This is a genomic window from Sinanaerobacter sp. ZZT-01 (genome assembly GCF_035621135.1).
Taxonomy (GTDB): Bacteria; Bacillota; Clostridia; order Peptostreptococcales; family Anaerovoracaceae; genus IOR16.
The window spans coordinates 1,619,880-1,641,759 of the sequence record NZ_CP141728.1; the positions used below are offsets into that span (position 1 = coordinate 1,619,880).

General features: G+C 39.3%; 15 protein-coding genes. 13 read left to right on the forward strand and 2 right to left on the reverse strand.

Annotated elements, in window-relative coordinates:
- The first annotated feature begins 17 nt into the window (after positions 1-17).
- The 13 genes from metG (at position 18) to radA (ending at position 19,441) form a co-directional block, all read left to right on the forward strand.
- Positions 18-1,979 carry a methionine--tRNA ligase gene (metG, locus tag U5921_RS07720; RefSeq protein WP_324825894.1) on the forward strand — a complete coding sequence of 654 codons (1,962 nt, stop codon included), beginning with the start codon at positions 18-20 and terminating at the stop codon, positions 1,977-1,979.
- A 155-nt stretch (positions 1,980-2,134) separates the two neighbouring features.
- A complete protein-coding gene (locus tag U5921_RS07725) occupies positions 2,135-2,953 on the forward strand; it encodes a TatD family hydrolase (RefSeq protein ID WP_324825895.1) in 819 nt (272 codons plus the stop codon).
- A gap of 174 nt (positions 2,954-3,127) precedes the next feature.
- On the forward strand, positions 3,128-4,981 hold the full coding sequence (locus tag U5921_RS07730) for a SpoIIE family protein phosphatase (protein ID WP_324825896.1): 1,854 nt from the start codon (positions 3,128-3,130) through the stop codon (positions 4,979-4,981).
- Between the two features lie 121 nt (positions 4,982-5,102).
- Positions 5,103-6,557 (forward strand): tRNA lysidine(34) synthetase TilS, encoded by a 1,455-nt coding sequence (gene tilS, locus U5921_RS07735; protein ID WP_324825897.1) that lies wholly within the window; start codon positions 5,103-5,105, stop codon positions 6,555-6,557.
- 67 nt (positions 6,558-6,624) lie between these two features.
- Positions 6,625-8,634 (forward strand): ATP-dependent zinc metalloprotease FtsH, encoded by a 2,010-nt coding sequence (gene ftsH, locus U5921_RS07740; protein WP_324825898.1) that lies wholly within the window; start codon positions 6,625-6,627, stop codon positions 8,632-8,634.
- Positions 8,635-8,689: 55 nt separating this feature from the next.
- Positions 8,690-9,859 carry a PucR family transcriptional regulator gene (locus U5921_RS07745; RefSeq protein WP_324825899.1) on the forward strand — a complete coding sequence of 390 codons (1,170 nt, stop codon included), beginning with the start codon at positions 8,690-8,692 and terminating at the stop codon, positions 9,857-9,859.
- A gap of 30 nt (positions 9,860-9,889) precedes the next feature.
- Complete coding sequence (locus U5921_RS07750) at positions 9,890-10,708, forward strand: type III pantothenate kinase (RefSeq protein WP_324825900.1); 819 nt, start codon at positions 9,890-9,892, stop codon at positions 10,706-10,708.
- Positions 10,709-10,726: 18 nt separating this feature from the next.
- Positions 10,727-11,716 (forward strand): tRNA dihydrouridine synthase DusB, encoded by a 990-nt coding sequence (dusB, locus tag U5921_RS07755; protein WP_324825901.1) that lies wholly within the window; start codon positions 10,727-10,729, stop codon positions 11,714-11,716.
- Positions 11,717-11,873: 157 nt separating this feature from the next.
- Positions 11,874-12,347 (forward strand): transcription elongation factor GreA, encoded by a 474-nt coding sequence (greA, locus tag U5921_RS07760; protein WP_324825902.1) that lies wholly within the window; start codon positions 11,874-11,876, stop codon positions 12,345-12,347.
- A 52-nt stretch (positions 12,348-12,399) separates the two neighbouring features.
- Positions 12,400-13,914, forward strand: a complete 1,515-nt coding sequence (gene lysS / locus U5921_RS07765) for a lysine--tRNA ligase (RefSeq protein ID WP_324825903.1) — start codon at positions 12,400-12,402, stop codon at positions 13,912-13,914.
- 22 nt (positions 13,915-13,936) lie between these two features.
- Entirely contained in the window at positions 13,937-15,331 is a 1,395-nt protein-coding gene (gene asnS, locus U5921_RS07770) for an asparagine--tRNA ligase (protein WP_324825904.1), read from the forward strand.
- A 491-nt stretch (positions 15,332-15,822) separates the two neighbouring features.
- Entirely contained in the window at positions 15,823-17,883 is a 2,061-nt protein-coding gene (gene fusA, locus U5921_RS07775) for an elongation factor G (protein ID WP_324825905.1), read from the forward strand.
- A 181-nt stretch (positions 17,884-18,064) separates the two neighbouring features.
- Positions 18,065-19,441, forward strand: a complete 1,377-nt coding sequence (gene radA, locus U5921_RS07780; protein ID WP_324825906.1) for a DNA repair protein RadA — start codon at positions 18,065-18,067, stop codon at positions 19,439-19,441.
- 112 nt (positions 19,442-19,553) lie between these two features.
- On the opposite strand, the gene U5921_RS07785 is transcribed toward radA, so the two are convergent.
- Both U5921_RS07785 and U5921_RS07790 read right to left on the reverse strand, forming a co-directional pair.
- Positions 19,554-21,032, reverse strand: a complete 1,479-nt coding sequence (locus tag U5921_RS07785; RefSeq protein WP_324825907.1) for a sensor histidine kinase — start codon at positions 21,030-21,032, stop codon at positions 19,554-19,556.
- Entirely contained in the window at positions 21,022-21,693 is a 672-nt protein-coding gene (locus tag U5921_RS07790) for a response regulator transcription factor (protein ID WP_324825908.1), read from the reverse strand. Before U5921_RS07790 ends, U5921_RS07785 begins: the two co-directional genes overlap by 11 nt.
- Between the last annotated feature and the right edge of the window lie 187 nt (positions 21,694-21,880).

Below are 21,880 nucleotides of genomic sequence, written 5' to 3' on the forward strand. Positions count from 1 at the left end.
AAAAGGAGAGAATGCAAATGACTAAAAAAACCTATTACATTACAACACCGATTTATTATCCAAGCTCCAATCTTCATATTGGACATACGTATTGCACGGTAATGACTGATGCAATGGCACGCTTCAAGCGTTTGACCGGCTATGATGTAATGTTTCTAACAGGAACGGATGAACACGGACAGAAGATACAAAAAATTGCGGATGAAAATCATACGACGCCACAGGCCTATGTGGATCATGTGGTGGATGGGATTAAAGAATTGTGGAAAGTGATGGAGATTTCCTACGATGATTTCATTCGAACAACGGAAGAAAGACATGTAAAAAGAGTACAGGCTATCTTTAATAAAATGTATGAAAAGGGCGATATTTATAAAAGTGAGTATGAGGGTTTGTATTGCACCCCTTGTGAATCCTTTTGGACGGAGACTCAGGCAGTGGATGGAAAATGCCCGGATTGCGGAAGACCGGTGGAAAAGGCAAAGGAATCAGCTTACTTTTTCAGACTTTCCAAATACCAGGATCGGTTAATTGAGCTCTTTGAAAAAAATCCTGAGTTTTTGCAACCGGAATCCAGAAGAAACGAAATGCTTAACTTTGTAAAACAAGGATTAGAAGATCTTTGCATTTCTCGTTCCAGCTTTGACTGGGGGATTCAAGTACCGATTGATGAAAAACACGTAATTTATGTTTGGCTGGATGCGCTTTCCAACTATATTACAGCATTGGGCTATCCAGACGAACCTGAAAAATATGCGAAATATTGGCCGGCAGACGTTCATTTAGTAGGGAAAGAAATTGTACGGTTCCACTCTGTGATCTGGCCGGCTATGCTGATGTCTCTTGAAGTGCCGCTTCCAAAGAAAGTACTGGGACATGGATGGATTCTTTTAGAAGGCGGAAAAATGTCTAAGTCAAGAGGAAATGTTGTAGACCCTGTAAAATTGATTGAACGCTATGGTGTGGATGCTTTAAAATATTTCCTATTGAGAGAATATACATTTGGACAAGATGGGCTGTTTACCAATGAAGTTATGTTGAATCGCATGAATTTTGACTTAGCAAATGATCTGGGTAATTTAGTGAGCAGAACCGTATCCATGATTGAAAAATATAATGCAGGTATTGTTCCGGGGGCAGGCGTGGATGAAGGTACGGATAGCGAGCTGAAAGCTCTGGCTGTCGGGGCTGCCGATAAAGTGGAAGCCCATATGGACAAATTCAGCTTTAGCTTGGCATTAGAGGAAATATGGACATTGATTCGAAGAACAAACAAATACATTGATGAAAATGCACCTTGGATTTTAGCGAAAGACGATGCGAAAAAAGAACGTTTAAATACGGTACTTCATAATTTAGCGGAATCACTTCGAATTGTATCTGTTTTGATCCATCCATTTATGCATACTACTTCTACGAAGATTCGGAAACAACTGGGAATTTGGTATGCAGATGTTGCTTGGGAAGATGCATTTGTATTTGATCGGATGGATGGTGACCAAGTGAAAAAGGGAGAAGGAATTTTCCCACGTTTAGATATCGAAAAAGAACTTGCGGAGCTAGCTCTCCTTCAGGAGCAGAGCAAAAAAGAAGCTGAGAACGCACAGGCAGATGATGAGACTGCTGAAGGAGAGGGAGAAGCACCGGAAATTCCTTATAAAGATGCAATTGAGTATGATGATTTTGCAAAAATTGATTTTCGTGTCGGAAAAGTGCTTTCCTGTGAAAAGCATCCTAAGGCAGATAAACTGCTGATTTTCCAGATTAAAATAGGAAAAGAGGTACGCCAAATTATTTCAGGAGTGGCCGCTGATTTTAAACCAGATGAATGTGTGGGCAAGAAAGTTGTTGTAGTGGCTAACCTGAAGCCAAGAAAACTGCGTGGTGAAGAATCCAATGGCATGCTTCTATTTGCAGAAAATGGCGGGCGGTGTGAGTTCATTACGACAATTGCAAGAGATGGAGAAATCGTAAGTTAACCATCTATCTAATATCTAAAAAAATTGCATGAAACTACAATGAATGAAAGAATGACAGCTCGTCTCAATGAAAAAGACGAGCTGCTTTTATCTATAGAAAAAATGACTAGAGTCTCCTATAGATAAAAAGGACACTTTTTTAAGGAGGAAAGGCTATGCTGTTTGATTCACATGCACATATTAATGATGAACGCTTTGATTTTGACAGGGAGAAAATCTGTAAACAGATTGAGGAATCACCCGTCTCCTATGTTATGGATGTTGGCTTTGACTTTGAGAGTTCGGTTAAGGCAGTAGAGGATGCAGGGAAATACTCTTGGTGTTATGCAGCGGTTGGATGCCATCCGCACGATACAAAAGACATGGACGAAGAGACCTTATTACTTTTCAAAGGACTTGCAAAGAAAACAAAGGTAAAAGCCATTGGAGAAATTGGTTTAGACTACCATTATGATCATTCGGATCGAGACATACAAAAACATTGGTTTCGGGAACAAATACAATTGGCTTTGCAGTTGAAACTGCCGATTATCATTCATGACCGAGAGGCAAACGATGATGTCTTACGTATTTTAAAAGAAGAAGGCGTCTTTGATACTGCCCGTTTACAATGTTTTCCTAAAAAGCCTTGTGGGCTTGCTGATGCACGATTGCTTTTGCATTGTTATTCTGGAAGCAGAGAATTAGCGGAGCAGTATGTGAAGCTGGGAGCGACGATATCGATCGCCGGACCAGTTACGTATAAAAATGCCAGAAAGACAGTTGAGGTAGTAAAGGCAATTGCATTGGAACACCTGTTAATTGAAACGGATTCCCCCTATTTGACGCCTGAACCATTTCGAGGAAAACGAAACCAACCGACGTATGTAATGCATACCGCAGAAAAAATAGCAGAATTAAAAGAGGTTTCTTATGAAGAAGTAGCGCAAATTACGTGCGAAAATGCCAAACGTTTTTTTGATATTACAGAGTAAAAGGAAAAGGATAAAAGAATAAGGGAAAAATGCAAAAATAAAAGGATGAAATTGTCAATTAAAAAATAAATTTATGAGCAGGTTTTTACAAAAAAAATAATTTCTTTTCGCTATACTTAGGACAAGCTTTCGGTTCCATTGGGAATCTTGGAGAGAGACAGGGGGAAAGAAATCATGGAACTTCTCATGGACAACTTAAAAACAATTTTATTTGAAAGGCAGAAGATAAAAGGAGAAAATCTTTCTTTGATCTTTTCTGTCGTCAGCACGCTGGTCTTTGCCTTTTTTGTATCCCGGGTATCCTTTTTCTATTATATGTATCCATGCGGCATTGCATTGGTTACACTTTTGATGAGCAGGGAGAAAGGAAACATATATGTTCTTCCGGTAGTGCTTTTAAGCCTTCTTACAAATCAGAGAGTTGGCTATCCGCTTTGGGGTGATTTGATTGCTACCGGAGTTTGCGGCATTATTTTCTTCTTTTGGAAAAAACAATGGTTTGACCTTTCAAAACGAGCTTTGTTTGCCGCAGTAATAACGGTTGTAATTAAGATAGCATATGGATTAAACAGTCAAGTATTTTATTTATACGATGGAGTTAAAATTGGAGGAGAGGGTATCCTCATATTATTTTTTACTCATATTTTTGCCAGAATGTTTACATTAATCGAGGAAAATTCCACAAAACAAAAGTCAACAGCTGAGAGCATAGCGACGGTGACGGTTGTGGCTTTGGTTTTTATTTCAGGTTTGTTTCCATCAATGATTCATGAATTATCACCGCTTTACATAGGAGCCTTACTATTGTCCGTAATGGTAGGTTATAAGCTTGGAATTATGGAAGGAGCAATTTGCGGAGTTGTAGGAGGTCTTATCATTATGGGCATTGCGAATGGAATGCCTTCCATCAGTGGGATTCTTGCTTGCGGCGGCATGATGGCAGGAGTACTTCGAAGAGAACATCGCATTTTATGTGCACTTGGTTTCATGGGAATATGCCTTAGCTTTGGTGTGCTGAGAGGCAATCCGGATCTATATATGGCTGTATACGAACCGGTGATTGCAGGTGTAATCTTTATATTGATACCAGGTAGAATCTTGCAAAAGGTGGACCTTTTATTGGTAAAGGTAGGTAGACCTGGGGCCCGCTATGAATTGATTGCTAAAAAGCAAATGAAGTCAAAGCTTAAAAACTATTATGATACCTTTCAATATCTGGCGTTAGCTTATGGAAAATCACGCGGAGAAGCCAGGCTGCGCAGCGCAGAGAACAGTCGGGAAGTAATGGCTTGCCAGTTTCGTGGTATGGCCAAAGCAGTTGGCGGCATGATGGAAGAAATAGAGACTGTCGGCCTTGGGGAGAGACTCATTCCTAAGGTAGTTCGGTATAGTGTACAGAAAGGAATTTCGACGTATGCAAAGGCAGAAGGCATATCAGGAGATAGTTATCTTTGCACAGAATTCCAGCCTGGACAATATATGATTGTGCTCAGTGATGGGATGGGTAAAGGAAAAAAGGCGGCAGAAGAAAGTGCCCTAACCGTTAATACACTGCATTATTTAATGAAAGCTGGATTTGATGCCGAGTTGGCATTGAAGATCATTAATTCCATTCTTCTTGTCAAGTCCACAGAGGAAATTTTCTCTACAGTTGACTTAGCTATGGTGAATTTGTATACAGGCCGAATGCGTCTGTTTAAAATAGGAGGTGCGGCAACCTTTATTAAGAGAGGAAATGAAGTGGAGATGATTAAAGTATCTGCTTTACCAATTGGGATTATAGATCAAATTCCAATTGAATCAATAGAAGTCTCCTTACGCAAGGGGGATCAAATTATACTTGTTTCGGACGGGATAACTGAAGCCGATCGAGGAGAATCCGGTCTTTCATGGCTCAAAGAAGCAATTGCCGCAATCAAATCAACCGATCCGCAGACCGCAGCAGATTTAATCATTAATAAGGCGGTCGAGCGCTGCGGGATTCGTGAACGAGATGATATGACCGTCATTGTAACGACCATCCAATAACAAGGATATTCTCTTTTCCCAATATCCTTCTTTACCTTTTTAAAAGATTTCTCAAATTTTGTTTTGAGAAATCTTTTTTATGTTAAAATAGATATAGAAGCCTTGAAAGAGGAGTAGAAAGATGAATGTAATTCAAAAAGTAAAGAACACAGTGAAAGAATATGAACTGCTTTCGAAGGGGAGCTTTGTTATTGTAGGTCTTTCCGGTGGACCGGACTCACTTTGTCTCGTATCTGTACTTCAAACGATAAAAGAAGAATTATCCATAAATATTTTTGCGGTGCATGTAAATCATCAGCTGAGAGGAGAAGCAGCCGATCGGGACCAGGTTTTTGTAGAAAATACGTGTGCAGCTATGGGAATTCCCTGCCATGTAGTCACCTGCGATGTGGCGGCACTTGCGAAAAAAGAAGGTTTAAGCACAGAAGATGCCGGAAGGAAAGTGCGTTATCAAGCTTTTTTTGAAGAAAAAAAACGCCTGGAAAAAGAATTAAAGGAAGAAAATTCTTTGAAAGAAGTTGTAATTGCGATTGCACAAAACCAAAATGATCAGGCAGAAACTGTATTAATGCGCTTAATGAGAGGAACCGGCCTTGATGGATTAGTTGGGATTGAATACAAAAGAAAAGATGGTGTGATCCGCCCGCTTTTAGATGTATCTCGTGCAGAAGTTGAAGGCTATTGTGTCGAAAATCATTTAGAGCCATGCATTGATCACACGAATTTGCAAACGGTGTATACACGAAATCGGATTCGCTTAGAGCTGCTCCCTTACATGGAACAGAACTTTAATCCAAATGTAATCGCCGCATTTACCCGCCTTGCGAAAGTTGCAGCAGAAGATGCATCGTATTTAAACGATGTATCAGAAAAGGCCTGGAAAAGCTGTCGTCTGCAAGAGAAAAAGAGTGAAAAAACTAATGTGTTGAAAAAATCAGAAATTGTTGATTTAAAAGAGTTGAGAAAACAACCGAAAGCAATTCGAAAACGTATTATAATTCTCATGTTGAAAGAAAAAGGGCTGCTTCAAAATGTTTCAGCCGTGCATTTGGAGCATGCGGATCAGCTGGTGCGATCAGGAAGGCAGCCGTGCGTTGCAGAATTTCCCAACGGCTATCGCCTAAGAATCACATATGACAAGGCAGAAATCATATGTGAAAAAAGTATTACATTAAATAATAAGAAAGCAAATAAGATGCATCTTAAGAAAGAGTATGCATTAAAAGGTGAAATAAAGGAAAAACTGGTTAGGCAGGATGAAGTTTCGGAATTGAAAAAGATGAAAAAAAACATAAGAGCTTTTGATTATAATGTAGTAAAAGAAAATGGGATGCCATTGGTATTACGGACAAGAAAAGCAGGAGATTTTATTCGGCCACTTGGAATGAATGGAACAAAAAAATTGAAAAATTATTTCATTGATCAAAAAATACCGAAAGAGTTGCGCGATACTATTCCTTTAGTAGCATGCGGATCTGAAATACTTTGGATTGTTGGGGAAGCAATCAATGAAAAGTATAAGGTTACCAGTAAATCAGAAGTCATCCTTTTGCTTGAATACGATGAAAGAATATGATAAAATAAAGCATTACTGAGCGTAATTAAAAAATGAAAAGCTAAGAAGTAGGAGGAACAATATAAAATTGAATAGAACAGCTAAAAATGTTGGGATATACTTACTAATCTTTGTCATAGTCGTTATAATGGCATGGGTGTACAAAGGAGTGCCAGCGAAAGAGATTAAAGCCATTGAATTTTCGGACATGGTGACCTATTTAGAAAAACAGCAAGTGACTGAGTTAACAATAAAAGAGACGCACCTTAAGGGAACATTGAAAAATGGGACAATTGTAAGTGCATATGCACCGACACCATATGAGCTGATGCAGGTCAGCCAAAACTATGTAATGCCGCAGGCTGCGGAAGGCATATTAAAGGTGCCAAGCGTAAAGCCGGATAACTCCGGATGGATATGGAATCTGTTGCCGACCATTGTAATGATTGTTATCTTCGCCTTTTTCTGGTTCTCATTTATGAATCAAGGCCAAGGTGGGGGAAAAGGAGTAATGACTTTTGGAAAGAGTCGGGCACGTCTCCATAAAGAAGAGGATATGAAAAAAGTGACCTTTGCGGATGTAGCAGGGTTGGACGAGGAAAAAGAGGAGTTGACAGAAGTTGTTGATTTCTTAAAAAATCCAAAAAAATATGTAAGCTTAGGAGCACGCATACCGAAGGGGATTCTGCTTGTAGGCCCGCCGGGAACTGGAAAGACTTATTTATCAAAAGCTGCGGCGGGAGAAGCGGGTGTGCCGTTTTTTACAATAAGCGGTTCCGATTTTGTAGAGATGTTTGTAGGTGTTGGAGCTTCTCGTGTACGTGATTTATTTGAACAAGCAAAGAAAAATTCGCCATGTATTGTTTTTATTGATGAAATTGATGCAGTGGGAAGAAGAAGAGGCGCGGGAATTGGCGGTGGAAATGACGAAAGAGAACAGACTCTAAATCAACTTTTGGTTGAAATGGATGGATTTGGTGTCAACGAAGGAATTATTATTCTAGCTGCAACAAATCGTCCGGATGTATTGGATCCAGCGATTTTAAGGCCAGGCCGTTTTGACCGTCAAGTTGTAATCGGAGTGCCTGATATAAAAGGTAGAGAAGCGATCTTTAAGGTGCATGCAAAAAACAAGCCCCTTGATGAGACCGTCGATCCTAAAGTATTAGCAAGAAGAACCCCAGGATTTACACCTGCAGACATTGAAAACTTACTAAATGAGGCGGCATTGCTTACTGCAAGAAGGAACGGCAGTAAAATACACATGGCGGATATTGAAGAGGCGATTACCAAGGTGATTGCCGGACCGGAAAAGAAAAGCAGGGTAATCAGTGAGGCAGAGCGCAAGCTGACTGCCTTCCATGAAGCTGGTCATGCAATCGTTGCACGGGTGCTTCCGCATACGGATCCGGTTCATCAAATCACGATTATGCCACGGGGCAGAGCCGGTGGGTTTACGATGATTTTACCGAAGGAAGACAAGTATTACATGACGAAGACGGACATGGAAGAGCAGATTGCTCATCTTCTTGGCGGACGTGTGGCAGAAAAGCTGACTCTTAACGATATCAGTACGGGTGCCAGCAACGACCTGGAACGTGCGACAAGTATTGCAAGAGGCATGGTGACGAAATATGGAATGAGTGTCGAGCTTGGGCCAGTCAGTTACAGTGAGTCAGACGAGGTTTTCTTGGGACGGGATTTTACGTCTAAAAAGAATTATTCAGAAGAAGTTGCTTCAAGAATTGACCATGAAATAAGATTAATTATAGAAGCACAATTTAAAAATGTGGAACAGATACTAAATGAGAATATGGAAAAGCTTCATCAGGTAGCGAATGTGTTGCTTGAGATTGAAACTTTAGATGGAACGCAATTTGAAGATTTATTCAGCGGAACAAAGACTCCCGATGAAATTATTCAAGAAGTGCGAGACATGGAGCAGGTAAAGGCTGCTGCAGACAGTAAAGAGGCAAAAGAGGCTGCTTGGGATGAGGAAAAAACGTTAAGCGATGCAGAAACAGATGAAGATTTAAGTGAAGAGCAATCTGAACACCAAGAATTGGCAGATGACGCTGACTCTGATGACGAAGAATAAAGATCTGAGGCGCAGGGGAGATCCCTGCGTTTCGTTCCTTAAGGGGGCATTTTAAATGAGAGAAACGTTTTCTAACAGTTTAATCAGCAATACAATTTATCATTTACTGAATTTTGAAAAGCATAGCAGTTTTCAGTCTGCAGCACGAGAAGCAGCGATCAATAATAATTTTCAAATCGTTCTGCTTAGCGAGGATTTCAATACCGTTTTTTCTGTTGAAACACAGCATCGAGCAACGATAGAAGATGCAATTCGTCATGGGATTGAAAAAGATGTAGACAAAAATCAGATTAATACTCGCGTGAATGTAAATGGAGTCCTTACTTATTGGGGCCCGATTCGAATCAATGGCATTCGCCATTACCTGATGCTGGTAGATAATGAAGATTCTTATTCGCAGGAAGAAATCACAAAACTTGCTGAAATTGTCGAATTGGCAATGGGCATGTGGAAATATTCACCGGAGCGAGATCTGACTGCGGAATTTATTAAAGCACTTCGTAGAGGGAACAAGAGTCTAGCGTATAGCTTAAAGTCAGAAGCAGAATTCAACGATGAAAAAATTGAAGGGATTTATGATATACCTGATGTAGATAAAGATGCCGGTTTGAAGATTTTAGCTAATTTTGAAAAGGAATATGATATTCATAGCTTAAAGATCGCAGAAGGTGATGAAATTTGCGGTGTCCTGCTTTCAAATGATGAAGCAAAGCAGGTAGGAGAAGAGGAATGGAAAAAGTTAGCAAAACACTTGTCTTCGGCCGGTGCAAAAAAGATATTTTATTTTAATGGAATCGATGGGATTGAAGATGCCGGTAGTGCGTTTCAAATAATCAACGAAACCGAACCATTCATTCAATTGATTTTTCCACAGAAACGAGCATTTTCAAAATATGAGCTAGCACTCGCCTCGGATTGTGTAAATATCTCGTTAAAAGGCGGGCAAGTCAAGAAAAATTATCTGGATTTATTAAAACCTTTAAAGAGTGCGGGTGAGACAAAAGCAAAACAGCTGTTAGAGACCTTGGAAGCTTTTGTCCTAGATGCAGGATTGAACACGGCAAAAACATCTCGGCTTATGGATATTCATACAAATACAGTGCAGTATCGCCTAAAAAGAATAAAAGAAATTTTAGGGGTAGACATTACTGGCAACACCATTGTACCTGGATTAATGATGGCACTGGCGGTAGGTCGGATTGAAAAGATGGTAAAATCATTATAAAAACTTTTAGAATTTAAAGGAGAACTGGTAATGTTATTAGCATTCGACGTAGGAAATACAAACATCGTACTTGGTGTTTTTAAAGACGGTGATTTGATCCAGAATTGGAGAATGGAAACGGATAAAGATAAAAGCGCAGATGAGTATGGAATGATTATCAATCAGCTTTTTGCCTACGAGGGATTGAAGGTGTCAGAGGTACGAGATGTAATTATTTCCACTGTTGTACCATCCATTCTTTATACATTGCAGCATCTATCTCAAAAATATTTTAACAAACGTGCGATTGTGATTGGTCCTGGAATTAAAACCGGACTAATTGTAAAATATGATAATCCAAAACAAGTTGGAGCCGATCGAATTGTAAATGCGGTAGCGGCTTTAGCAAAGTATGGCGGGCCTTTAGTTATTATTGATTTTGGAACAGCCACTACATTTTGTGCAGTATCGGATAAATCTGAATATCTGGGAGGGACGATTGCTCCGGGTATTAAAATTTCTTCGGATGCTTTATTTGAAAAAACATCAAAGCTGCCTCGTGTGGAATTAGAAGATCCGGGACATGCTATTTGTAAAAATACCAATGAGAGTATGCAGTCCGGTTTGGTCTATGGGCATATGGGTGTCGTAGATTATATTGTAAGAAGAATGAAGGAAGAATTAAAAGAATACTGCGTAAGCGACCGTGAACCAATTGTTGTTGCAACAGGGGGACTTGCGACATTGATTGAAAGTGGAATTGACTGCATTGATTATGTAGATAAAATGCTGACACTAGAAGGTTTAAAGATTATTTATGAAAAAAATCGGACGTCTCATGGAAGCGGAAAATGCAGGCAGCATGTATAATAGGTGTTGGGGGAAGATTTGAAAAAAGAGAAAAGAAAACAATTAAGAATCGGTTCAGTTGCTTTGGAAAATCCGTTTTTTTTAGCACCGCTTGCAGGGATAACAGATGGAGTGTTTCGAAGACTTTGTAAAAAGCAGGGTGCAGGTCTTGTATATTCTGAAATGGTTAGCGGAAAAGGACTTTTTTATAATGACAAAGCCACAGAGCGCCTACTTCGTATATACGAAGAGGAAAAGCCAGTGGCCTTTCAAGTTTTTGGTGCAGATCCTAAAATTATGGAGATTACGGCAAAAACCTTAGCTGAACGGGGTAATTGCTTACTAGATATTAATATGGGGTGTCCGGTTCCTAAAGTGGTAAAAAACGGAGAAGGCTCTGCTTTATTAAAAGATGTAAAGCTTGCTGCACAGCTTGTGAAGTCAGCAGTTTCCCATGCAGGAAAGCCAGTTACAGTAAAAACAAGGATTGGCTGGGATGAGAAAACAAAGAATGTTATCTCCTTTGCAAAAGCAATGGAAGAAGCAGGAGCCTCTGCGATTGCAGTTCATGGCAGAACGAGAGAACAGCTTTATACAGGGAAAGCAGACTGGTCCTATATAAAAGAAGTAAAAGATGCAGTCAGTATCCCTGTCATTGGAAATGGAGACATTTTTTGTGGGGAAGACGCTATACGGATGCTAGAAGAAACAGGTTGTGATTTTGTCATGATCGCTCGAGGCGCATTGGGAAATCCGTGGATATTTAAAGAAGCTTTGGCTCTTTGGAACGGAGAAACATTACCGATGCTGCCTTCCTTTGATGAAAAATTAGATACAATTAAAAAGCAATTGACCGATTTATGTGAAGAAAAAGGTGAATATGCTGCAGTGAGAGAAATGCGTAAACACGTGGGATGGTATTTGAAGGGAATGTACGGTTCTGCAGAAATTCGAAGGAAAGTAAATGAAATACAGGAAGCTGAGAAATTGCTGGAGCTGTTTGAATCACTTCAAAAGAGGAACATCTAATTGACAAACTTTCACATTTGATTTATAATCTTATGAATATTGTATCGTCGCGTGAAAACCGGCAAAAGAATGTGGCTGATTTTATCATAAGGAAAATAAAAAAGCATAGAATTAGTAAATATGCGAAAATTATAAGAGTAGAAAAGGAGAACATGCTATGGCAGATGAAATCTTATTAACCAAAGAAGGCTATGATAAAATTGTAGCAGAGCATGAAGAATTGGTTACCGTAAGAAGAGCTGAAGTCGCAGAGCGTATTAAGGAAGCCATTTCCTATGGTGATATATCTGAAAACTCTGAGTATGATGCTGCGAAGAATGAACAGGCTGAATTAGAAGAAAAAATATTAAAATTAGAAAATATGATCCGAAAGGGTAAAATTATTAATGATTCTGAGTTGACAGGAGAACATGTCAATTTAGGTTTGAAAGTAAAGGTAAAGGATTTAGATGAAGGGGAGATCATGCAATATAGCATTGTTGGCTCCACAGAAGCGGATCCTTTTGAAGGAAGAATCTCAAATGAATCTAAAGTTGGAAAAGCCTTACTTGGGAAGGCAGTCGGCGATATTGTTGAAGTGCAGGCGGAAATTGGGCTGATTCACTATGAGGTTTTAGAAATTACAAAATAATTAAGATACAATAGATAAGGGATATTTTATAATATCCGGGAAAGAGGGCATTATGAGTGAAGAAATGAACACAAACACAGTGGTTCCTCAAACAGAGGAGCAGGAGCACAACGAGCAGGTTCAAATTCGTCGTGAAAAGTTAGCAAAATTGCAGGAAATGGGAAGAAACCCATTTTTAGTTGAAAAATGGGACGTTGACCATCACAGTAAAGACATCAAAGACAATTTTGAACAAATGGAAGGAAAATTTGTTGTTATGGCCGGCCGAATCATGGCAAAACGGCAAATGGGAAAAGCTTCCTTTGTGGACATTCAGGATAAACAGGGCCGCATTCAGTGTTATGTGAGACAGGATGCCATCACACCGGAAGAATATGAAGTATTTTTGACATATGATTTGGGTGATATTATAGGAATAAAAGGCGAAGTCTTTAAGACTAGGCATGGAGAAATATCGATCAAGGTAAAAGAACTGGCTTTATTATCTAAGTCATTGCAGCCGCTTCCTGACAAATGGCATGGACTGAAAGATCAGGACATGCGTTACCGTCAAAGATATGTGGACTTGATCGTGAATCCGGACGTGCGTGAAACTTTTATCCTACGTTCTAAAATCATCCACGAGGTAAAGAGATTCTTAGAAGAAGATCGTGGGTTTTTGGAAGTGGATACTCCGATTTTGACGACCATTGCCGGCGGAGCAAATGCAAGACCTTTTTCGACTCACCACAATACATTAGACATTGATATGAAAATGCGTATTTCAAATGAGCTCTATTTAAAAAGATTAATTGTAGGGGGCTTGGATCGTGTCTATGAGATGGGAAAAATGTTCCGAAATGAAGGTATGGACCGGAATCACAATCCAGAATTCACTTCGATGGAATTATACCAGGCATATGGTGACATGGATGATATGATGGATATCACCGAAAATGTGTTTGCTAATGTAGCGAAGGTACTTTACGGTACGACCGTAATTGAATATCAGGGAAAGAAATTTGACTTACAGCCGCCATGGCAGCGATTGGATATGGCTCAAGCGGTTAAGAAATGGGTAGGCGTAGATTTTGACGAGATTCAGACTGATGAGGAAGCAAGAAAAGCAGCAATTGCTCACGGTATCGCTCCGGAAGATGCGAAGACGATGACAAGAGGCACAATTATTGCAGAGCTTTTTGAAGAGAATTGTGAAGAATATCTAGATGGGCCGGTATTTATCACAGGTCATCCGGTTGAAATTTCTCCGCTTGCGAAAAGAGACCCGAAAGACCCTAGAATTACGAGACGATTCGAAGCTTACATTAATACATGGGAAGTTGCCAATGCATTTTCTGAGTTAAATGACCCTATTGATCAGTATCAAAGATTTAAGGATCAGCAGGCACAGCTAGAAGGCGGAGACGATGAAGCACATCCAATGGATGAAGACTTTGTCAATGCATTGGAAGTAGGATTGCCTCCAACCGGAGGTTTAGGTATCGGTATTGATCGAATGATTATCTTGATGACGAATTCACCATCTATTCGAGATATTATCCTCTTCCCGACCATGAAACCACTATAAACAAAAAGGAGTGTAATGTAAGATGAAAGATATCAAGCTGCGAGAATTGTTTCGAAATACCCAATCTTATGAAGAACAAGATGTTGTGGTTCGTGGATGGTTAAGAACGAACCGCAGTTCCAATAAATTTGGATTTGTAGAATTAAATGACGGAAGCTTTTTTAAATCTGTGCAGGTAGTCTATGAGGCAGAGTTTATTGATAACTTTGAAGAGATTTCTAAAGCACCGATTGCAGCGGCTATCTATGTGGAAGGGAAGCTGGTTTTAACTCCAGAGGCAAAGCAGCCTTTTGAGATTAAAGCAAGAAAAATTGTAATAGAAGCAGACTCTGCACCGGATTATCCGTTGCAGAAAAAACGGCATAGCTTAGAGTTTCTAAGAGAGATCGCGCATTTACGCCCTAGAAGTAACACCTTTTCGGCTGTATTTCGTGTTCGTTCCTTAGTCGCTTATGCCATTCATCAATTTTTTCAAGAGAATCATTTTGTTTATGTGCATACACCGATTATCACAGGTAGTGATTGCGAAGGCGCAGGCGAAATGTTTCGAGTAACAACCTTAGATATGGATAGCCTGCCTAAGAAAAAAGATGGAGATATAGATTATTCAGAAGATTTTTTTGGAAAAGAAACAAATTTAACGGTAAGTGGTCAGCTGGAAGCAGAGACTTTTGCTATGGCATTTCGAAATGTATATACCTTTGGTCCGACCTTCCGTGCTGAGAATTCAAATACGGCAAGACACGCATCAGAATTTTGGATGATTGAACCGGAAGTCGCTTTTGCTGACTTGGGAGACAACATGGATTTGGCAGAGGCTATGATTAAGCATATTATTCGATATGTATTAGAACATGCGCCAGAAGAAATGGAATTTTTTAACCAATTCATGGACAAGGGGCTTTTAGAGCGTCTGCATCATATTGTAAATTCCGACTTTGCCAGAGTGACTTATACAGAAGCGGTTGATTTGCTTTTGAAAGCAGGGCAAGAATTTCAATATCCAGTTTCCTGGGGCATTGATTTACAAACAGAGCATGAACGGTATTTGACGGAGCAGATCTTTAAGAAACCAATATTTGTAACGGATTATCCAAAGGAAATAAAAGCATTTTATATGCGTATGAATGAGGATGACAAAACGGTCGCTGCAATGGATTTATTAGTACCTGGAGTAGGAGAAATAATCGGCGGAAGCCAAAGAGAAGAACGTCTTGATTATCTGCTGAAACGAATCAATGAATTACAGCTTCACGAAGAAGATTACAGCTGGTATTTAGATTTAAGAAAATATGGCGGCGTTAAACATGCCGGCTATGGATTGGGATTTGAACGAATCATTATGTATATTACAGGAATGAGTAATATTCGTGATGTCATCCCTTTCCCTAGAACTCCTAAAAATGCAGAATTTTAATGAGATGATATAAACTTGTAAGCAGGACCGCCTATAAAATAGGCGGTCCTGTTATATATCTTACTGAGAATGACTAATTCCTCATAATAGCTTTCTGCAATAAATTGTTTTAATATAAGCATAGAAATATTATGATTTATTTTTTTAAGTGTGAATTTAACATTTTTTCTTGCCGTAAATAGATTATTATTATTAAGATAAGTTGTAGTGATAGGATGTAGTTGTTAGTTCCTAAATGTAGAAAACTCACATATATATAATATATGATATTCTATAGAATTTAAAGAAAACCTGTTTTTATTATTTCAAAAGCAGATTTTCTTTTAATTTTTTTTTATTTACTTGAATTTTTATAGAAAATTCCTGGACAAACTATTCTGAAAAGGCAAACTATTTTGATTTTTATTTTGCTATTTTATATCTCGAATGCTATAATAAATTCAAGGCGCAATGCCAAAGAAGAAAATAAAAAAGTATAGGAGGATGCTGAGATGAAAGGATATACAAGTGATGCGATCAGAAATGTTGCCCTGATCGGGCACGGAGGCTGTGGGAAGACTACGCTGCTCGAAGCTCTTTTGTTTGATACCGGAGTCATATCCAGAATGGGTAGGGTAGAAGAAAAGAATACCGTATCCGATTACGATAAGATGGAAATGGAAAAAGGCTACTCTATTAATGCGACCGTTGTTTCTGCGGAATATAATGATACTATGATTAATTTTGTGGATACTCCGGGGTATTTTGACTTTATCGGTGAAGTGAAATCGGCACTTCGCGCAGTGGAGAGTGCGATTGTGGTGGTTGATGCGTCGGCTGGTATTCAAGTCGGAACTGTAAAAGCATGGAAAGCGGTACATAGTGACATGCCTGCATTCTTCCTTATAAATAAAATGGATAAAGAAAACGTAGATTTTGAAAGCACCCTATCTAGTTTAAGAGAAAAATTCGGAAAAATTGTGACGCCTTTTATGCTCCCGATTATGGAAGGAGAAGAGCTAAAAGGCTATGTAAACGTTGTTGACCGCAAGGCATATAAGTTTACGGGGAAAGGATCTGAAAGCATTGAGGTGCCGCAGGACAAAGAAGAGATGATGGAGGAATACCGTCAAATGCTGATTGAGTCAGTTGCAGAGTCTGATGAAGAACTTTTAAATAAATTCTTTGAAGGAGTTGAATTTACGGATGAAGAGATTTTAAAGGGCTTACGGGCGGGAATCAATGCCGGAACCTTAGCGCCGGTGATGGTCTGCTCGGCAACTAAGGTGGTAGGAATCAAGGCGCTCTTAGAAATGATTTGTGATTATTTTCCTACGCCGAAGGATCACAAAGAATATGCAGGATTAAATGAAAATGATGAGACAGAGGTGCGTGCCTGCTCTTCTGATGAACCCTCATCTGCTTTTATTTTTAAGACATTGGTTGATCCGTTTGTAGGAAAAATATCTATGATAAAAGTAATTTCCGGCTCTATTAAGGCGGGAAGTGAATACTATAACATGCATACAGAGAAGAATGAAAAAATCGGAAAATTATTTTTTATGAGAGGGAAGGCACAATTTGATGCTTCAGCAGCAGAGGCGGGAGATATTGCGGCTATTGCTAAGTTACAATATGCAAAAACCGGCGACACGCTTTGTGATAAGGCAGCTCCAATTCGTTTTCCTGAAATCTTTTTCCCAGAGCCTTCTTTACAGATGGCAATTGTACCGAAAGCAAAGGGGGACGAAGAAAAGATTGGAACCGGCTTAAACAAGCTGATGGAAGAAGATCCTTCTTTTGAGGTCATTCGAAATCCTGAAACGCATCAAATGCTAGTTGGCGGACAGGGAGAAATTCAAATTGGTATTATTATTGCGAAACTGAAAGAAAAATTTGGTGTTGATATAGAGATTGAAAGTCAAAAAATTCCTTATAGAGAGACGATTAAAGGAAATTCTGATGTACAAGGCAAGCACAAAAAACAATCAGGCGGTGCTGGTCAATACGGAGATGTACACATTCGTTTTTCTCCTTCTACAGAAGAATTCGAATTCAGTGAAGAACTATTTGGAGGTTCTGTTCCAAAATCTTATGTTCCTGCGGTTGAAAAGGGATTGCGAGAATGCATGAGCAAGGGGCCACTTGCCGGATATCCGGTTGTAAATGTGAAAGCGGTTTTATATGATGGCTCTTACCATGATGTAGATTCAAATGAAATGGCATTTAAAATTGCGGCCTCATTAGCGTTTAAAAAAGGGATTGCAGAAGCAAAGCCTATCCTGTTAGAGCCGATTATGCATGTTGAGATATTGGTTCCGGATGAATTTATGGGCGATGTTATGGGCGACTTGAATAAGCGCAGAGGGAAGATTCTAGGTATGGAACCTTTATCTGATGAGCAAAAACTTATGGCTGAAGTTCCGATGGCAGAAATGCTTACATATGCAATCACTTTACGTTCCATGACGCAGGCAAGAGCGAGCTTTCGCATGTGCTTTGAACGGTATGAAGAAGTGCCGATGCATTTAAGCCAGAAGATTATTGATGAAGCAAAGCAGAGTGGTGAATAACCCTGACATACTGTATGACAAAAATACCGCGGGCCTCCAATTAACCGCGGTATTTTTGTTGGATGAATGATTGACGAAGTATAAATGAAAAGTTTATAATTTGCTCAGACAAAAAATTATTTATATAGAAGCTAGGATGCAATTCGCTTTATGTTTAAGAGGGCGGGTTAAAGGAGTTAATATGGCAAAGAAGTCAAAGACAGTGTTTGTATGTCAGGAATGCGGATATGAAAGTGCAAAATGGATGGGACAATGTATTTGCGGTGCGTGGAACACGATGGTTGAAGAAAAGTTAGTAGAGGTGCAGAGTGATGATAAAAGGAGACGTGGGAAGAGCGGCATTTGCCCGAAAGCGACGCCAATCAATCAGGTTCATTCCGGAGATTATACACGTATGGATACCGGCATTGCGGAATTGAATCGGGTGCTGGGAGGCGGCATGGTGAAAGGCTCACTTACTTTAATTTCCGGAGAACCGGGCATTGGCAAATCAACAATGATTATACAAGCAGCAGCGAAAATAGCTGAAAAATATGGGAAAGTATTATATGTGAGTGGAGAAGAATCAGAAGAACAGATAAAAATGAGAGCAGATCGTGTTTGTGAAGGAGACATGAAAAACTTATTTTTACTTGCAGAAACAAACATGGATGTTATTTCTAAAGTCGAGGAAGAGATAAAACCAGCATTTCTTATTATTGATTCGATCCAAACTATGTATTCTGAAGATTTGGATTCGGCACCGGGAAGCGTATCTCAAGTGCGAATCTGTGGAAACATGCTGATGCGAATTGGAAAGAATGGACAGATTCCTGTTTTTATTGTGGCACATGTAACCAAAAGCGGAGATTTGGCAGGACCTAAAATTGTAGAGCATCTTGTGGATTGTGTGTTACATTTTACAGGAGAAAGGAATCAAGAATTACGAATTTTAAGAGCCTATAAAAATCGTTTTGGAACAACCAGTGAGATTGGTGCTTTCGAAATGGGAGAGCAAGGGTTACTTGAAATTGAGAATCTATCAAAAAGCTTTTTAGAAGGTCTAGAGGATGGAACCGAGGGGGCTATGGCGACTGCCGTGTATGAGGGAACACGTCCATTGCTGCTAGAAGTACAGTCCTTGACCTCGCCTACTAACATTGGATTTGCAAGGCGAACTGCATTGGGAGTGGAACTATCAAGATTGAATATGATTTTAGCAGTTCTTGAACGAAAAGCGGGCGTGTCACTTGTAAATCAAGACGTATACGTGAATGTGGTAGGAGGGCTAAAGCCAGAGGGTACTTCTACCGATTTGGCTGTTGCATTAGCAATCTACTCTACATTAAAAGGATTGCCCGGTTCTGCAAAAATGATTGCAATGGGAGAAATCGGATTAACTGGAGATTTACGTTCCGTTCAGAATGCAGAAAAAATTGTAAGAGAAGCTGCTCGAATGGGATTTGAAAAGATATTGCTGCCAAAAAAGAATGCGGAAAAGATCATTGAAATACCGAAAGGAATGACCTTGGTAGGCGTTACTAATTTAAAGGAAGCCATTCAGAAAACATATAGATAAAATAAAAAGCAGATTATCTCAGCCTTTCGCAGTGTTTATGCGCGATCAAAGAATTTTGATCGCACATAAACTTTGCAAACCTTGCAATTTCTAGTATACAACGAATAACATATTAATTCTTTTTATTACAGTCACTTGCTTTTAATTCAAACCAGAAGGTACTGCCTTTTCCTTTTTCGCTCTCCACGCCGAATCGTGCCTCATGCAGCAAAAGAATTTCCTTTACGATAGATAAGCCGAGACCGGAACCGCCCGAAAGAGCACGAACTTGATGGCTGCTCGCTTTGTAATATCGATCCCAGATCTGCTCTAGTTCATCGGGTGAGATACCCTGACCGAAGTCAGTGACACTTAAATGAATCCAATTATTCTCATTTTTAAGTGAGACACGGATGTGCTTTGATTCCCCTCCGTAGCGGATTGCATTGTTCAAAAGATTTGAAACCACCTGCGTTAAGCGGGTTTCATCTCCGGACACCATGTAGTTGTCCGAATCTTGTTCGCAGTCAAATTCAAATTGGAACCCTTCCTGCTCTTCTAGAATGAGATATGTTTGCAGCAAACTTGTGACCACCTTTTTTAGATCAAAGTCGTGAATTTGTAAAGCATCTACGCCGGATTGCATTTTCGAAATGGTTAAAAGATCGCTGACTAGAAGATTTAAACGATCGGCTTCATCGATGATTACTTGTAAATGAGCATTCCGTTTTTCGGGATTTTCACCGGATAAATCGCGAATCATTTCAGCGTAAGACTTTACCATTGTAAGGGGGGTACGCAGATCATGAGATACATTTGCAATCAGATCTTTTTGCAGATTACTCGTTTTTGCTAACTCTTGAGAGGTATACGTTAGCGTATCTGCAAGTGCAACCATTTCTGAATAATGACCACCGTCAAAAGTGACATCATAATTTCCCTTAGCAAGCTGTGCCGCAGAATTTTTCATATGAATGATTGAGCGCGTAATACGGCGTGAAAGCAATAAGGACAAGAAAAAAGCCAGAGTCAGCGAAATTATAGTAACATAGACCAGTTGATTGGCTAAGATATCTACCGTTGCTTCAACCGGAGAAAGTGGTGCAAAGATACAAAGAAAAGTGGTTTTATTTGTATTGTTTTTGATTAAGCTGCCATATATCATAGTATCCTTTTTACCGGAAGGACTGGCTGTGGTAAAAGAAACCGTGTGTGTCGGACTCTGTTTCACCTGATGCTTAATTAAATTAATATCCTGTGATGGTTTATAAGAAGCCCGGGCTGGAGGATAGTTACCGTATGACGTAAGAATGATTCCTTCCGGGAACTCCATGTACACATACATATCATTTTTATACGAAATTTGTGTAATTTCTTCAATCATGTTCGTAAATGTAGAAGAGTCAGAGGAAGCATAATCCTTAGAAATTGTGGCAGCAATTTTTAAAATCTGGCGAGCTTTCATATCCTGATAATAAGTTTGTAAAAAAAATATCTGCAAGAACCACAAAATAACCAAGACAAAGGCTGCAAACAAGCCGAAATACATCCATAATTTAAATTGAAGGCTTTTTGTATCAATGGTTTTATAAGAACTTAAATTAAATTTCAAATTTATAGCCTACCCCTCGTAATGTAACAATGTGATCACGATATTTACCTAAGTTGTTTCTTAAATTTTTAATGTGTGTATCGATGGTGCGGTCGTCTCCGAAGAAATCGTATCCCCAGATATCACGTAAAAGCTTATCTCTTGATAACGCAATGTTTTTATTTTGAGCGAGATAAAATAAGAGGTCATATTCCTTTGGTGTCAATTCTATTTTTTCTCCGTCAATTGTGACGTTACGTGCAAGAATGTTGATTTCCAAGCCATCAAAAGTGAGGACCTCATTATTTTGCGCGCTCTGCTGTCTTCTTCGTGTCAGCGCTACATTGATCCGTGCCATCAACTCTTTTGGGCTGAAGGGCTTTACTACGTAATCATCAATACCGAGCTCAAATCCAAATAGTTTGTCGTACTCTTCGCCCCGTGCAGAAAGCATAATAACTGGAATGTCCATCGTTTTTTTTATTTCCTTGCAGGTTGAAAAACCGTCTAGTTTAGGCATCATAATATCCATTACGATAAGATCAAAATCATATTGTTTGGTAAGCGCAACGGCTTCCATGCCGTCGGCAGCTTCTTTCACTTCATAGCCATTAAATTCAGCATATTCACGGATAACTTCACGAATTTTTTGTTCATCATCAACAATTAAAATTAGCGCCATAACAATATCCCCTCTCCTTTTTTTAAAATCTATTTCACGTTTAAATCATTAGTTATTTTTATTTATTGCTTTTTCTGATTCGATTATAACATAGTCGCATGTGCATTTCTTTAAGAATACGTTTTCTTTGTGAAAATTAAGTGATTTTTTAATAAAATATTTGTGTTGACACATAAATACCATTATG

Coding starts and splice junctions, on each gene's coding strand:
- U5921_RS07750 (WP_324825900.1), top strand. CDS start 9,890: ATGTTATTAGCATTCGACGTAGGAAATACAAACATCGTACTTGGTGTT.
- greA (WP_324825902.1), top strand. CDS start 11,874: ATGGCAGATGAAATCTTATTAACCAAAGAAGGCTATGATAAAATTGTA.
- tilS (WP_324825897.1), top strand. CDS start 5,103: ATGAATGTAATTCAAAAAGTAAAGAACACAGTGAAAGAATATGAACTG.
- U5921_RS07790 (WP_324825908.1), bottom strand. CDS start 21,693: ATGGCGCTAATTTTAATTGTTGATGATGAACAAAAAATTCGTGAAGTT.
- radA (WP_324825906.1), top strand. CDS start 18,065: ATGGCAAAGAAGTCAAAGACAGTGTTTGTATGTCAGGAATGCGGATAT.
- fusA (WP_324825905.1), top strand. CDS start 15,823: ATGAAAGGATATACAAGTGATGCGATCAGAAATGTTGCCCTGATCGGG.
- U5921_RS07725 (WP_324825895.1), top strand. CDS start 2,135: ATGCTGTTTGATTCACATGCACATATTAATGATGAACGCTTTGATTTT.
- asnS (WP_324825904.1), top strand. CDS start 13,937: ATGAAAGATATCAAGCTGCGAGAATTGTTTCGAAATACCCAATCTTAT.
- U5921_RS07745 (WP_324825899.1), top strand. CDS start 8,690: ATGAGAGAAACGTTTTCTAACAGTTTAATCAGCAATACAATTTATCAT.
- lysS (WP_324825903.1), top strand. CDS start 12,400: ATGAGTGAAGAAATGAACACAAACACAGTGGTTCCTCAAACAGAGGAG.
- metG (WP_324825894.1), top strand. CDS start 18: ATGACTAAAAAAACCTATTACATTACAACACCGATTTATTATCCAAGC.
- U5921_RS07730 (WP_324825896.1), top strand. CDS start 3,128: ATGGAACTTCTCATGGACAACTTAAAAACAATTTTATTTGAAAGGCAG.